Below are 15,111 nucleotides of genomic sequence, written 5' to 3'. Positions count from 1 at the left end.
GTCATCAGCGGCTTGGTTGCGCTTGTAGTAAGCCTGTCGACTGATGCCTAGAAACTGACAAGCCCTGGCAATGCTCAGTCCTGCGACTTGACCTTGCGTGAGGACTTGCCGGATCGCTTTTTTACGACCGATACACCGTAGTCATTTTTCAGAACATCAACGACCGTCTCAAAGAACTGAGCCTTCTGGCTCATCAGCTCAAGCTGCTGCTCAAGCTCTTTGATTCGCTGCTCTGGAGTGAGCGTTTTAGGGTCAGACATCGCGCAGCTCCTCTCGTCGCGGATCGAGGCCCCCTGGCTCCAATCCTGCCGACCGTGCTTACGCAACCATACCAGAACCGTAGATTTTCCTTGGATGCCGTACCGCTCCCGGGCCTGGGTGCAGGTCAGCTCGCCTTTTTCAATCTGATCGACCACTGCCAATTTAAAAGACAGCGAGTAATCACGCTGTGTGCGCTTTACACCTTGATCCATCTGACTCTCCGGAAATTCGGGATGGGAGGTGTAAACCTTATTCAGGACGGGACACAGGCATAAAAAAAGGGTGGCCCGAAGGCCACCCCTTTTTACCGATCAAACAGAACTCAGTTCTGCTTGGCCATTGCTTCGCGCAGCAGCGCAGCCATGGTGGTGTCGGCAGCCGCTTCCGGAGCGTTTTTCAGGCTCTGGATGGCTTCACGCTCTTCAGCGTCGTCTTTCGACTTGATCGACAGGCTGATGACGCGCGATTTGCGGTCAACGCTGATGATCTTGGCTTCGATCTCTTCGCCTTCCTTCAGGACGTTACGCGCGTCTTCAACGCGGTCACGGCTGATTTCGGAAGCTTTCAGAGTGGCTTCGATGTCGTCGGCCAGGGTGACGATGGCGCCTTTGGCGTCAACTTCTTTCACGATGCCCTTGACGATAGCGCCCTTGTCGTTGACAGCAACGAAGTTGGAGAACGGATCGTCTTCCAGCTGCTTGATGCCCAGGGAGATGCGCTCGCGCTCTGGGTCAACCGACAGGATGACGGTTTCCAGCTCGTCGCCCTTCTTGAAACGACGTACGGCTTCTTCGCCGGTTTCGTTCCAGGAGATGTCGGACAGGTGAACCAGACCGTCGATGCCGCCGTCCAGACCGATGAAGATACCGAAGTCGGTGATCGACTTGATGGTACCGGTGATCTTGTCACCCTTGTTGAACTGGCCGGAGAAGTCTTCCCATGGGTTGGACTTGCACTGCTTGATGCCCAGGGAGATACGACGACGCTCTTCGTCGATGTCCAGAACCATAACTTCCACTTCGTCGCCAACCTGAACGACTTTCGACGGGTGGATGTTCTTGTTGGTCCAGTCCATTTCGGAAACGTGTACCAGACCTTCAACGCCTTCTTCCAGCTCAGCGAAGCAGCCGTAGTCGGTCAGGTTGGTAACGCGAGCCTGTACACGGGTACCTTCTGGGTAACGTGCAGTGATAGCGACCCACGGATCTTCGCCCATCTGCTTCAGACCCAGGGAAACGCGGTTGCGCTCACGGTCGAACTTCAGAACGCGTACGTCGACTTCGTCGCCAACGTTAACGATTTCCGATGGGTGCTTGATGCGCTTCCAAGCCATGTCGGTGATGTGCAGCAGGCCGTCGATACCGCCCAGGTCCACGAATGCGCCGTAGTCGGTGAGGTTCTTGACGATACCTTTGACTTGCTGGCCTTCCTGCAGGGTTTCCAGCAGGGCTTCGCGCTCGGCGGAGTTCTCGGCTTCCAGCACGCTGCGACGGGAAACGACAACGTTGTTGCGCTTCTGGTCCAGCTTGATGACCTTGAATTCCAGCTCTTTGCCTTCCAGGTGGGTGGTGTCGCGCACTGGGCGGACATCAACCAGGGAGCCCGGCAGGAACGCACGGATGCCGTTAACGTCGACAGTGAAGCCGCCCTTAACCTTACCGTTGATAACGCCCTTGACCACTTCTTCGGCGGCGAAAGCTGCTTCCAGAACAATCCAGCACTCGGCGCGCTTGGCTTTTTCACGGGACAGTTTGGTTTCGCCAAAGCCGTCTTCGACCGCGTCCAGCGCAACGTGAACTTCGTCACCGACCTTGATGGTCAGCTCGCCAGCTTCGTTGTAGAACTGCTCGAGCGGGATGACGCCCTCGGACTTCAGGCCAGCGTGTACGGTAACCCAGTCGCCGTCGATGTCGACAACGATACCGGAGATGATGGCACCCGGCTGAAGATTGAGGGTTTTCAGGCTTTCTTCAAAGAGTTCTGCAAAGCTTTCGCTCATTTTAATTCCTGTAGATTCGGGCGAAACAGACGCCCCTCGCCACATTCCAGACAATGTGGGTTTGTTTTAAGTAAAGGAAAGCCGGCAGGACGTTGACTGGTGCCCCTGCCTGCTCTCCTGGCTATCAGACCAAGTCGCGCTGGGCGAGCTCGCTCCTGATACGTTGCAGCACCTGCTCGATGGACAACTCGGTAGAGTCCAGCTGAATGGCATCGGCCGCTGGTTTCAGCGGGGCCACTGCACGCTGGGTGTCACGTTCATCACGCGCACGAATCTCATCTAGCAGACTCGACAGACTAACATCTTCACCCTTGCCCTTCAACTGCAGGTAGCGGCGACGGGCGCGCTCCTCGGCGCTGGCGGTGAGGAAGACCTTCAATGGCGCGTCCGGGAACACCACGGTGCCCATGTCGCGACCGTCTGCGATCAGGCCTGGCATTTCGCGGAACGCCCGCTGGCGCTCCAGCAGCGCGTCACGCACCGCTGGCAGCGAGGCGACCATCGAAGCACCGGCACCGACGGTTTCGGTACGAATGACCTGGCTGACGTCCTCACCTTCGAGAATGGTCTGTTGAAGCTTACCGGGCTGGGCGGCGATGAACTGCACATCCAGATGGGCGGCAAGCTTGGTCAGCAGCTCTTCGTTGGTCAGGTCGACGCCGTGGTTGCTGGCATTGAAGGCCAGCAAACGGTAGAGCGCGCCGGAGTCAAGCAGGTGCCAACCGAGCTCGCGGGCCAGCAGCCCGGCGACCGTACCCTTACCGGAGCCGCTTGGGCCGTCGATGGTGATGACCGGTGCCAGGCTGTTCACGCTTTGCCCTCTTCGGCAACGCGGATACCCACATCGGCGCACAGCTTGAGGAAGTTCGGGAACGAGGTGGCGACGTTGGCGCAATCATGGATGCGGATCGGCGCACTGGCACGCAGCGAAGCAACGCTGAAGGCCATGGCGATACGGTGGTCGCCGTGACCGTGCACTTCGCCACCGCCCAGCTGGCCGCCATCGATGATGATGCCATCCGGGGTCGGCTCGCATTTGATGCCCAGGGTGATCAGGCCGTCGGCCATGACCTGGATGCGGTCGGATTCCTTCACCCGCAGCTCTTCGGCGCCACGCAACACGGTACGCCCTTCGGCGCAGGCAGCGGCGACGAACAGCACCGGGAACTCGTCGATAGCCAGCGGCACCAGCGCTTCAGGGATGTCGATACCCTTGAGCTTGGCACCACGCACGCGCAGGTCGGCTACAGGCTCGCCGCCAACTTCACGTTGGTTTTCCAGGGTGATGTCACCGCCCATCAGGCGCAGGATGTCGATCACGCCGGTACGGGTCGGGTTGATGCCGACGTGCTCGAGCACCAGCTCGGAGCCTTCGGCGATGGATGCGGCCACCAGGAAAAACGCTGCAGAGGAGATGTCTGCCGGCACTTCGATGCGGGTGGCGGTGAGCTTGCCGCCGGACTGCAGCGAAGCAACCGGGCCGTTGCTTTCGACCGAGTAGCCGAAGCCGCGCAGCATGCGCTCGGTGTGGTCACGGGTCGGCGCCGGCTCGGTGACGGTGGTCTTGCCTTCGGCGTACAGGCCCGCCAGCAGCAGGCAGGATTTGACCTGGGCACTGGCCATCGGCAGCGTGTAGGTCAGCGCTTTGAGCTTGCTACCACCACGAATGGTCAGCGGCGGACGGCCATCCGGGCCAGTCTCGACCACGGCGCCCATTTCGCGCAGCGGGTTGGCCACGCGGTTCATCGGGCGCTTGGACAGCGAGGCGTCGCCAGTCATGGTGACGTCGAACGGCTGGCCGGCCAGCAGACCGGAGAGCAGGCGCATCGAAGTGCCGGAGTTGCCGACATACAGCGGACCCGGTGGCGGCTTGAGGCCATGCAGGCCGACGCCATGGATGGTCACGCGGCCATGGTTCGGGCCTTCGATGACCACACCCATGTCACGGAATGCCTGCAGGGTCGCCAGGGCGTCCTCGCCTTCGAGAAAACCTTCGACTTCGGTCGTGCCTTCGGCCAGCGAGCCGAGCATGATCGAACGGTGGGAAATCGACTTGTCGCCCGGTACGCGGATTCGCCCGGTCAGGCGGCCACCCGGTTGGGCCAGGAAAATCAGATCGTTGGCGTTCATAGCGTCCACATAGGCCCGGCGGGCCAGGATTTTACTGAAATGCTCGCGGGCAACGCGTGCACGGGTGAAAACACCCAGCAGCTGGTGCCCGTCCCCAGCATCGACCGCGTCGCGCAAGGCGTCGAGGTCGCTGCGAAATGTGTCCAGGGTACGCAGGACAGCCTCGCGGTTGGCGAGGAAGATGTCGTGCCACATGGTCGGGTCGCTGCCGGCGATTCGCGTGAAGTCGCGGAAACCTCCCGCAGCGTACCGGAAGATGTCGAGGTTTTCATTGCGCTTGGCAAGCGAATCGACCAAGCCGAAGGCCAGCAGGTGCGGCAGGTGACTGGTGGCAGCCAGTACTTCGTCGTGGCGCTCCACCGGCATGTGCTCGACATCGGCATCCAGCGCGCGCCACAGGCGGTCAACCAGGGCTAGGGCGACCGGGTCGGTCTCTTCCAGCGGCGTGAGGATGACCTTGTGCCGACGGAACAGGGTGGCGTTGGAAGCCTCCACCCCGCTCTGCTCGGAACCGGCGATCGGGTGACCGGGCACGAAGCGTGGCAGGCGCTCACCGAAGACGGCACGCGCCTCACGCACGACATTGCCCTTGGCACTACCGACGTCGGTGATGACTGCACTGCCGAGATCAAGCTGAGCCAGACGAGCCAGGACCTTTTCCATGGCCAGGATCGGCACGGCGAGCTGGATGACGTCGGCGCCGATACAGGCGGCAGCGAGGTCATCTTCGCAACGGTCGACCACGCCCAGCTCGACAGCCAGCTTGCGCGATGGGGCATCCAGATCGACGCCGACCACTTCGCGGCACAGGCCGCTTTCACGCAGGCCCTTGGCGAAGGAGCCACCGATCAGGCCGAGGCCGACCACGACCAGGCGATTGATGATTGGCGCGGATTTGGTTTTTGCTGCATTTACCACTGGTGCGAACCCTGTTCAGAAATCTAGGCAGTTTGTGAGGCCCATTGGGGCCGCTTCGCGCCCCTTCGCGGGCTTGCCCGCTCCCACAGGGGGATGTGCATAACACCTGTGGGAGCGGGCAAGCCCGCGAAGGGCTGCAAAGCAGCCCCAAGGACCTTGAATCAAAGCACTGCCTTTGGATAGGAACCCAGCACCTTCAGCGCCACGGCTTCCTGGCTGATCTTCTCCAGCACCGCCTTGATCAGCGGGTCGCGGTGGTGGCCGACAAAGTCGATGAAGAACACGTAGGTCCACTTGCCGCTGCGCGATGGGCGGGTTTCGATACGGGTCAGGTCGATGCCGTTCTCGTGGAACGGTACCAGCAGCTCATGCAGGGCACCGGGCTTGTTGCTCATCGAGACAATGATCGAGGTCTTGTCGTCGCCGGTCGGCGGCACTTCCTGCTGACCAATCATCAGGAAGCGCGTGGAGTTGTCCGGGCGGTCTTCGATCTTCTCGGCCAGGCGAGTCAGGCCATACAGGTTGGCCGCCATGTCACCGGCGATCGCCGCCGAGTTCCACTCGCCCTTGACCCGCTTGGCCGCCTCGGCGTTGCTCGAAACAGCCACGCGCTCGACGTTCGGGTAGTGCGCGTCCAGCCACTTGCGGCACTGGGCCAGCGACTGGGCGTGGGAATAGATGCGGGTGATGCTGTTGGTCTTGGTGTTCTCGCCCACCAGCAGGTGATGGTGGATGCGCAGCTCGACCTCACCGCAGATCACCATGTCGTGCTCGAGGAAGCTGTCCAGGGTGTGGCTGACCGCGCCCTCGGTGGAGTTTTCCACCGGCACCACGCCGAAGTTGACAGCACCGGCCGCCACTTCGCGGAACACTTCGTCGATGGCCGCCATCGGGCGACTGACCACGGCGTGGCCGAAGTGCTTCATGGCCGCCGCCTGGGTGAAGGTACCTTCCGGGCCGAGGTAGGCGACCTTGAGCGGCTCTTCCAGGGCCAGGCAGGACGACATGATTTCGCGGAACAACCGCGCCATCTCTTCGTTGCCCAGCGGGCCCTTGTTGCGTTCCATCACGCGCTTGAGCACGGCAGCCTCACGCTCAGGGCGGTAGAACACCGGCTTTTCGCCTTCGGCCAGGGAGGCGGTCTTGACCCGCGCCACTTCTTCAGCGCAGCGGGCGCGATCACTGATCAGCTCGAGGATCTTCTCGTCGAGGCTGTCGATGCGTACGCGCAGGGCTTTGAGTTCCTGTTCGGACATCAGCCGTGCTCCTTCTCGAATTCGGCCATGTAGGCCACCAGGCCTTCGACTGCTTCCAGGCCCAGGGCGTTGTAGATCGAGGCGCGCATGCCACCGACCGAACGGTGGCCCTTGAGGTTGAGCAGGCCACGGGCATCGGCGCCGGCCAGGAACGCTTTGTCCAGGCGCTCGTCAGCCAGGCGGAACGGCACGTTCATCCACGAACGGGCGTTGTGGGCGATCGGGTTGGTGTAGAACTCGCTGGCGTCGATGAAGCCGTACAGGCGGTCCTTCTTGGCGCGGTTGCGCTGCTCCATGGCCTCGACGCCACCCTGCTCCTTGAGCCACTCGAACACCAGGCCCGAGAGGTACCAGGAATAGGTGGCCGGGGTGTTGTACATCGAGCCGTTATCGGCTGCGACCTTGTAGTCGAGCATGGTCGGGCAGCTGCTGCGGGCGCGGCCGATCAGGTCTTCACGGACGATCACCACCACCAGGCCGCTCGGGCCGATGTTCTTCTGCGCACCGGCGTAGATCATGCCGTACTGCGAAACGTCGATCGGACGCGAGAGGATGTCAGAAGACATGTCGACTACCAGCGGGACGTCGCCGGTTTCCGGAACCCAGTCGAACTGCAGGCCACCGATGGTCTCGTTGGACGCATAGTGGACGTAGGCGGCGTTCTTGGTCAGCTTCCACTCGTTCTGGCCAGGGATGGCCAGGTAATCGTAGGGCTTGGCGCTGGCGGCGACGTTGACGGTACCAAAGCGACGCGCTTCCTCGATGGCCTTTTTCGACCAGATGCCGGTTTCGACGTAGTCGGCAGTGCCGTTTTCCGGCAGCAGGTTCAGCGGAATCTCGGCGAACTGCTGGCTGGCACCGCCCTGCAGGAACAGGACCTTGTAGTTGGAGGGGACGGACAGCAGGTCACGCAGGTCCTGCTCGGCCTTTTCGGCGATAGCCACGTAATCGTCGCTGCGATGGCTCATCTCCATCACCGACAAGCCCTTGCCGTTCCAGTCCAGCATTTCGGCCTGGGCACGCTGCAACACAGCGTCAGGAAGCGCGGCAGGGCCTGCGCAGAAGTTAAAGGCTCGTTTGCTCACATCCACTCTCGCTCTGCTCTTATCAGTCAAACGGGGCGACCTTGGTCGCCCCGCTCGGGTTTCACGCTTGCTTATTCCTGCGGAGCCTCTTCGGCGCCTGCAGCTTCATCGTCCGGCGCTTCAGCCTCGACGCCCTCCTCGTCCGTCTCGATCACATCATCGAGTTCGTCCTCGGATGGCTCCTGGATACGCTCCAGGCCCACCAGGGTTTCATCGGTGGCCAGCTTGATCAGGGTCACGCCCTGGGTGTTACGGCCCAGGCTCGACACTTCACCGACCCGCGTGCGCACCAGGGTGCCCTGGTCGGAAATCAGCATGATCTCCTCGCCTTCCTGCACCTGGATGGCGCCGATCAGCAGACCGTTGCGCCCCTTGGTACCCATGGCGATCACGCCCTGGCCGCCACGCCCGCGACGCGGGAACTTGGACAGCGGGGTGCGCTTGCCGAAGCCACGCTCGGAAGCGGTGAGGATCTGCGCGCCGGATTCCGGGATCAGCATCGAAATGATCTGCTGGCCCTTGCCCAGCTTCATGCCGCGTACGCCACGGGCGGTACGGCCCATTTCGCGAACCACGCTCTCGGCGAAGCGGATCACCTTGCCGGCGTCGGAGAACATCATGACTTCCTTGGCGCCGTCGGTGATCGCCGCAGCGATCAGGGTGTCGCCTTCCTTCAGCTTCAGGGCGATCAGGCCGCTGGAGCGTGGGCGGGCGAACTGTGCCAGCGGGGTCTTCTTGACGGTACCGGAAGCAGTAGCCATGAAGATATAGGCGCCGGTCGGCTCAGCCACCCACTCAGGGGTGTCGCCGTCTTCTTCGTCGATTTCTTCCGCTTCGACGATTTCGCCTTCGATGACACCGTCGTCACCGTCTTCCAGCTCTTCTTCAGGGTCAGCGTTCTGCTGCAGGGCCTCGAGGTCGATCTGCAGCATGGCGGTGATGCGCTCACCCTCCTCCAGCGGCAGCAGGTTGACCAGCGGGCGGCCACGGGCGGCGCGCGACGCTTCAGGGATGTCGTAGGTCTTCAGCCAGTACACCTTGCCCTTGCTGGAGAACAGCAGCAGGGTGGCGTGGCTGTTGGCGACCAGCAGATGCTCGATATAGTCCTCGTCCTTCACGCCGGTAGCCGACTTGCCCTTACCGCCACGACGCTGGGCCTGGTAGGCGGACAGCGGCTGGGTCTTGGCATAGCCGCCGTGGGAGATGGTCACCACGCGCTCTTCTTCCGGGATCATGTCGCCGTAGTTGAGGTCGTGACGGGCGTCGAGGATTTCGGTGCGGCGGGCATCGCCGTACTCGGCACGGATCGCTTCAAGCTCTTCGCGGATCACTTCCATCAGGCGCTGGGCGCTGCTGAGGATGCGGATCAGCTCGCCGATCTGCTCCAGGATCTCCTGGTACTCGGCCAGCAGCTTCTCGTGCTCCAGGCCGGTCAGGCGGTGCAGGCGCAGGTCGAGGATGGCCTGGGCCTGCTCCGGCGACAGGTAGTACTTGCCTTCACGCAGGCCGTACTGTTCCGGCAGGTCTTCAGGGCGGCAGGAGTCGGCGCCGGCGCGCTCGACCATGACCTGCACGGCACTGGATTCCCACGGCGTGGACACCAGCGCTTCCTTGGCTTCGGACGGGGTCGGCGAGGCCTTGATCAGGGCGATGACCGGGTCGATGTTGGACAGCGCGACCGCCTGGCCTTCAAGGATGTGACCACGCTCGCGGGCCTTGCGCAGCTCGAACACGGTACGGCGGGTCACCACTTCGCGGCGGTGACGGACGAACGCTTCGAGCAGGTCCTTGAGGTTGAGCAGGCGCGGGCGACCGTCGACCAGGGCAACCACGTTGATGCCGAACACGCTCTGCAGCTGGGTCTGCTGGTAGAGGTTGTTGAGCACCACTTCCGGCACCTCGCCGCGGCGCAGCTCGATGACGATGCGCATGCCGTCCTTGTCGGACTCGTCGCGCAGCTCGGTGATGCCTTCGATCTTCTTCTCTTTGACCAGCTCGGCGATCTTCTCGATCAGGCGGGCCTTGTTCAGCTGGTACGGCAGCTCGGTGACGACGATCTGCTGGCGACCGCCGACCTTGTCGATGTCTTCGATCTCGGAGCGGGCGCGCATGTAGATGCGGCCACGGCCGGTGCGATAGGCCTCGATGATACCCTGGCGACCGTTGATGATACCGGCAGTCGGGAAGTCCGGACCCGGGATGAACTGCATCAGTTCATCGATGGTGACTTCAGGATTGTCGATCAGCGCCAGGCAACCGTCGATGACTTCACCGAGGTTGTGCGGCGGGATGTTGGTCGCCATGCCCACGGCGATACCGCTGGAACCGTTGACCAGCAGGTTGGGGATACGGGTCGGCATGACCGCCGGGATCTGCTCGGTGCCGTCGTAGTTGGGCACCCAGTCGACCGTCTCTTTGTGCAGGTCGGACAGCAGCTCGTGGGCCAGCTTGGTCATGCGCACTTCGGTGTATCGCATGGCTGCGGCGTTGTCGCCGTCGACCGAACCGAAGTTGCCCTGGCCGTCGACCAGCAGGTAACGCAGCGAGAACGGCTGGGCCATACGCACGATGGTGTCGTAGACCGCAGTGTCGCCGTGCGGGTGGTACTTACCGATCACGTCACCGACCACACGGGCGGATTTCTTGTACGGCTTGTTCCAGTCGTTGCCCAGTTCGCTCATCGCATAGAGAACGCGACGATGCACGGGCTTCAAGCCATCACGCGCATCGGGCAGCGCTCGCCCGACAATCACGCTCATCGCGTAGTCGAGGTAAGACTGTCTCAGTTCGTCTTCGATATTGACCGGGAGGATTTCTTTGGCCAGTTCGCCCATGAGAAGCCTGATTCCTTTTTCTGGTGAAACTTCGCAGCTCCATCAAGGGCCGAACGAAGCTCGCCGCCGCAGCGCATAGGGGTGCGACGACTTACGACAAATCAATGAGTTGTTGCATGGATCTGCGCAATGAAGGCCGCCTTCGTGGGCGGTCTTGGAAACTGCCGGATGTTATCACAAAGGCGGGGCAGTGGGGAGATCTGTACAGGCGTTGCGCGGTCTATGTGGGAGCGGCCTTGTGTCGCGAAAGGGCTGCGCAGCAGCCCCGGCGATTCTTGCTTCCTTGCTGGAATCCCGGGGGCCGCTGCGCGGCCCTTTCGCGACACAAGGCCGCTCCCACAGGGTGCGCGCTCAGTGCAAGCGCTTGCGACACATCAGTTGGGCCAGCTTGGCGGTATCTGGCCGCTCGACGATGCCGCGCTCGGTGACGATCACGTCGATCAGGTCGGCCGGGGTCACGTCGAACACCGGGTTGAATGCCTCGACCTGCGGCGCCACACGGGTGCCGGCGTAGTCCAGCAATTCGTCGGCCTCACGCTCTTCCAGCGGAATGTCCTCGCCGGTAGCCAGGTTGAGGTCGATGCTGGTGCTCGGCGCCACCACCATGAAGCGCACGCCATGGTGCATGGCGCTGACGGCCAGCTGGTAGGTGCCGATCTTGCTCGCCACATCACCATTGGCGGCGATGCAATCGGCGCCGACCACCACCCAGGTGATCCCTTTGGTTTTCATCAGGTGGGCCAGCGCCGAGTCAGCGCACAAGGTCACCGGAATGCCCTCGTTGGCCAGCTCCCAGGCCGTCAGGCGCGAGCCCTGCAGCCAGGGGCGGGTCTCGCCGACATAAACACGCTCGACCATCCCCTCCAGATAACCGGCGCGAATCACCCCCAGGGCCGTACCGATACCACCACTGGCCAGGGCGCCGGCGTTGCCGTAGGTCAGCAAGGTCTGCTCGTTGCCCTGATGGCGACGGATCAACTCGATACCGTGCTGGGCCATGGTCAGGTTGGCCTCGCGGTCGCTTTCATGGATGGCAATCGCTTCGGCTTCCAGTGCAGCCAGCACATCCTCTTCGCCACGCACTCGCAGCAGGCGCTCGCGCATGCGGTTCAGCGCCCAGAACAGGTTGGCCGCGGTAGGCCGGGCTTCGGCCAGGCTGAGGAAGTCCTCTTCCAGGTCCATTTCCCAGTCGCCGCCCTGGGCCAGGCGCTCTTCCAGCGCCAGGACCAGGCCGTAGGCCGCGGCAATGCCGATGGCTGCGGCACCGCGCACGGCCATGTCGCGAATCGCCGCTACCACCTGCGCGACATTGTCGCAGGTCAGCCAGCGTTCTTCCGACGGCAGCAGGCGCTGGTCGAGCAGGTGCAGGACGCCGCCTTGCCAGCGCATCCCGGTCACCTTCTCCGCCGCCAAAAGTCGCTCGCGCATTGCCTCTCCCCGTCGTTCGGATATCAAAAGCCGGCGATTATAGCGACCCTCGGCCGCAGACGCTCGGGTATACTGCGCCCCATTTGAAGTGCAAGTTCCAGAGGATTGTTCAATGAGCAACGTCGACCACGCCGAAATCGCCAAGTTCGAAGCCTTGGCCCACCGCTGGTGGGACCGTGAAAGCGAGTTCAAGCCGCTGCACGACATCAACCCGCTGCGCGTCAACTGGATCGACGAGCGTGTCGGCCTGGCGGGCAAGAAGGTGCTGGACGTCGGCTGCGGCGGCGGCATCCTCAGCGAGGCCATGGCCTTGCGCGGCGCCACCGTCACCGGCATCGACATGGGCGAAGCACCACTGGCCGTAGCGCAGCTGCACCAGCTGGAGTCGGGCGTCGAGGTCGAATACCGGCAGATCACCGCCGAAGCCCTGGCCGAAGAGATGCCCGAGCAGTTCGACGTGGTCACCTGCCTGGAGATGCTCGAGCACGTGCCTGACCCGTCTTCGGTGATCCGCGCCTGCTACCGCATGGTCAAGCCTGGCGGCCAGGTGTTCTTCTCGACCATCAACCGCAACCCCAAGGCCTACCTGCTGGCCATCGTCGGCGCCGAGTACATCCTCAAGATGCTGCCGCGCGGCACCCATGACTTCAAGAAGTTCATCCGCCCGTCCGAGCTGGGCGCCTGGAGCCGTGTCGCCGGCCTTGAAGTCAAGGACATCATCGGCCTGACCTACAACCCGCTGACCAAGCACTACAAACTGAGCAGCGACGTTGACGTCAACTACATGATCCAGACCCTGCGCGAGGAATGAGCATGCGTTTGCGAGCAGTACTCTTCGACATGGACGGCACCCTGCTCGACACGGCGCCGGACTTCATCGCCATCTGCCAGGCCATGCTCGCCGAGCGCGGCCTGCCAGCCATCGATGACCAGCTGATCCGCGACGTGATTTCCGGCGGCGCCCGCGCCATGGTCGCGGCAACCTTCGCCATGGACCCCGAGGCCGAAGGCTTCGAGGCCCTGCGCCTGGAATTCCTTGAGCGCTACCAGCGCGACTGCGCCGTGCACAGCAAGCTGTTCGACGGCATGGGCGAGCTGCTGGCCGATATCGAAAAGGGCAACCTGCTGTGGGGCGTGGTGACCAACAAGCCGGTGCGCTTCGCCGAGCCGATCATGCAGCAACTGGGCCTGGCCGAGCGTTCGGCACTGCTGATCTGCCCGGACCACGTGAAGAACAGCAAGCCCGACCCGGAGCCGCTGATCCTCGCCTGCAAGACCCTGGACCTGGACCCGGCCAGCGTACTTTTCGTCGGCGACGACCTGCGCGACATCGAGTCCGGCCGCGACGCCGGCACCCGTACGGCCGCGGTACGCTACGGCTATATTCATCCAGAGGACAACCCGAACAACTGGGGCGCCGATGTGGTGGTGGACCACCCGCTGGAACTGCGCAAGGTGATCGACAGCGCCCTGTGCGGCTGCTGATCTCCCCCAGGCTCTTCAAGGACACCTGACATGTTCGACTACACCGCCCGCCCCGGCCTGCTCGCCGGCCGCGTCATCCTGGTCACCGGTGCCGGCCGCGGCATCGGCGCCGCTGCCGCCAAGGCCTATGCCGCCCTGGGCGCCACCGTGCTGCTGCTGGGCAAGACCGAAGCCAACCTCAACGAGGTCTACGACCAGATCGAGGCCGCCGGCCACCCGCAGCCGGTGGTGATCCCGTTCAACCTGGAAACCGCCCTGCCCCATCAGTACGACGAGCTGGCGGTGATGATCGAGGAGCAGTTCGGCCGCCTCGACGGCCTGCTCAACAACGCCTCGATCATCGGCCCGCGTACGCCGCTGGAGCAGCTGTCGGGCGACAACTTCATGCGCGTGATGCACATCAACGTCGACGCCACCTTCATGCTCACCAGCACCCTGCTGCCACTGCTCAAGCTGTCCGAGGACGCCTCGGTGGTGTTCACCTCCAGCAGCGTCGGGCGCAAGGGCCGGGCGTACTGGGGTGCCTACGGGGTATCGAAGTTCGCCACCGAAGGGCTGATGCAGACCCTGGCCGACGAGCTGGAGGGCGTGGCGCCGGTACGCTCCAACAGCATCAACCCGGGCGCCACGCGCACGGCGATGCGGGCCCAGGCGTACCCGAGCGAGAACCCGCAGAACAATCCGCTGCCGGAAGAGATCATGCCGGTCTATCTGTACCTGATGGGGCCGGATAGCAAAGACGTGAATGGGCAGGCGCTCAACGCGCAGTAAGGCTTGAGATTGCCGGGGCCGCTTTGCGGCCCTATCGCGACACAAGGCCGCTCCCACAGGTACAGCGCAATCATTGAGGGTTGCGCTGTACCTGTGGGAGCACCTTGTGTCGCGATAGGGCTGAGCAGCAACCCCAATGGCCCTCAGCCGGCAGCCAAGGCCGGGCGCAGGCGCCCTTGCTGGCGCCCTTCCAGTTGCATGCACCGCTCCAGGAACAGGTACATGCAGTCATAACTCTTGCAGACCGCCTTGCGCAGCTCGTTGCGCAGCCCCAGGGTCGGGTTCTCGCCCGCCAGCGTGCAGATGATCTCCAGCGCCTCCCACGGGTGCGCATCATCGTACTGGGCATGCATCTTCAGCCACTTCATTGCCCGCTTGCGTACATCCTCCGGGAAGCCCATGGCATAGGTGTCCTCGGCGCACACCACCGCCGACCACTCGCCGGTCGCCCCCTCGATCGCATAATTCGTCGCCGCCATGGCGATCGCCAGCGACTCGGTGGTGCACACGCGCCAGCACCAGTCGTTCAGCCCGTTCAGTTCCGGTGGTACATCCTGCGCCTGCAGGTCGTGCAGGTGCACGCCATGGGCATGGCACCAGTTCACCCAATAGTCGGCATGGTTGAGTTCGACGCGGATGTTGCGCATCAGCCAACGCCGCGCCATGTCCTCGCCAGGGTGGCGGGCATAGCGGGTCTTGGTCAGGTTATGGGCCATGTACAGGGAAAACTGCTCGACTACCGGCCAGCCACCGATCAGGTACTGGCGAATGGTCGATTGGCGCAACTGGCCATCACGCAGGCGCTGGTAGAACTCGTGTTCGACCACCCGGCGCTTGCTTTCACGGCAATCCTCGATCAGTTGCTGGGCCCACTGGGGGTAACTGGCCGGGTCCATCAAGGGCCCGATACGTACGAATGCATCAATCACTTTCAGCTCCTTGAT

General features: G+C 63.0%; 11 protein-coding genes and 1 pseudogene. 3 read left to right on the top strand and 9 right to left on the bottom strand.

Annotated elements, in window-relative coordinates:
- The 8 genes and pseudogenes from N430_RS25800 to mtnA form a co-directional block, all read right to left on the bottom strand.
- Positions 1 to 473 (bottom strand): annotated as a pseudogene (locus tag N430_RS25800) (IS3 family transposase); the annotation flags it as partial.
- Positions 474 to 583: 110 nt separating this feature from the next.
- Positions 584 to 2,260 (bottom strand): 30S ribosomal protein S1, encoded by a 1,677-nt coding sequence (gene rpsA, locus N430_RS25795; protein WP_012313291.1) that lies wholly within the window; start codon positions 2,258 to 2,260, stop codon positions 584 to 586.
- A 124-nt stretch (positions 2,261 to 2,384) separates the two neighbouring features.
- Positions 2,385 to 3,071, bottom strand: coding sequence for a (d)CMP kinase (gene cmk / locus N430_RS25790; protein ID WP_054886603.1), 687 nt, complete (start codon positions 3,069 to 3,071; stop codon positions 2,385 to 2,387).
- Positions 3,068 to 5,275 (bottom strand): bifunctional prephenate dehydrogenase/3-phosphoshikimate 1-carboxyvinyltransferase, encoded by a 2,208-nt coding sequence (locus N430_RS25785; protein ID WP_256592187.1) that lies wholly within the window; start codon positions 5,273 to 5,275, stop codon positions 3,068 to 3,070. Before N430_RS25785 ends, cmk begins: the two co-directional genes overlap by 4 nt.
- Before the next feature lie 194 nt (positions 5,276 to 5,469).
- The gene (pheA, locus tag N430_RS25780; RefSeq protein WP_085675434.1) at positions 5,470 to 6,564 is read right to left on the bottom strand and encodes a prephenate dehydratase; all 1,095 of its coding nucleotides are present in this window, start codon (positions 6,562 to 6,564) and stop codon (positions 5,470 to 5,472) included.
- Positions 6,564 to 7,649, bottom strand: a complete 1,086-nt coding sequence (serC, locus tag N430_RS25775) for a 3-phosphoserine/phosphohydroxythreonine transaminase (protein WP_110639602.1) — start codon at positions 7,647 to 7,649, stop codon at positions 6,564 to 6,566. The genes pheA and serC overlap by 1 nt, the downstream gene beginning before the upstream one ends.
- Before the next feature lie 71 nt (positions 7,650 to 7,720).
- Positions 7,721 to 10,483 carry a DNA gyrase subunit A gene (gene gyrA, locus N430_RS25770; protein ID WP_110639600.1) on the bottom strand — a complete coding sequence of 921 codons (2,763 nt, stop codon included), beginning with the start codon at positions 10,481 to 10,483 and terminating at the stop codon, positions 7,721 to 7,723.
- Positions 10,484 to 10,834: 351 nt separating this feature from the next.
- Positions 10,835 to 11,911, bottom strand: coding sequence for an S-methyl-5-thioribose-1-phosphate isomerase (gene mtnA, locus N430_RS25765; RefSeq protein ID WP_110639599.1), 1,077 nt, complete (start codon positions 11,909 to 11,911; stop codon positions 10,835 to 10,837).
- Positions 11,912 to 12,023: 112 nt separating this feature from the next.
- Here mtnA and ubiG point away from each other — a divergent pair, with 112 nt between their 5' ends.
- The 3 genes from ubiG to N430_RS25750 are packed head-to-tail and all read left to right on the top strand — an operon-like array spanning position 12,024 to position 14,167.
- Entirely contained in the window at positions 12,024 to 12,722 is a 699-nt protein-coding gene (gene ubiG, locus N430_RS25760) for a bifunctional 2-polyprenyl-6-hydroxyphenol methylase/3-demethylubiquinol 3-O-methyltransferase UbiG (protein ID WP_027918179.1), read from the top strand.
- A 2-nt stretch (positions 12,723 to 12,724) separates the two neighbouring features.
- Positions 12,725 to 13,396, top strand: coding sequence for an N-acetylmuramic acid 6-phosphate phosphatase MupP (gene mupP / locus N430_RS25755; protein ID WP_110639598.1), 672 nt, complete (start codon positions 12,725 to 12,727; stop codon positions 13,394 to 13,396).
- Positions 13,397 to 13,426: 30 nt separating this feature from the next.
- The gene (locus N430_RS25750; RefSeq protein ID WP_110639597.1) at positions 13,427 to 14,167 is read left to right on the top strand and encodes a YciK family oxidoreductase; all 741 of its coding nucleotides are present in this window, start codon (positions 13,427 to 13,429) and stop codon (positions 14,165 to 14,167) included.
- Positions 14,168 to 14,310: 143 nt separating this feature from the next.
- On the opposite strand, the gene N430_RS25745 is transcribed toward N430_RS25750, so the two are convergent.
- Positions 14,311 to 15,096: a TenA family transcriptional regulator gene (locus N430_RS25745; protein WP_110639596.1), complete on the bottom strand. Its 786-nt coding sequence runs from the start codon at positions 15,094 to 15,096 to the stop codon at positions 14,311 to 14,313.
- Positions 15,097 to 15,111 lie beyond the last annotated feature (15 nt).

This window comes from Pseudomonas sp. CC120222-01a, from assembly GCF_003097235.1.
In the GTDB taxonomy this organism is placed as follows: Bacteria; Pseudomonadota; Gammaproteobacteria; order Pseudomonadales; family Pseudomonadaceae; genus Aquipseudomonas.
This window is presented reverse-complemented; position numbering and strand designations above follow the sequence as displayed.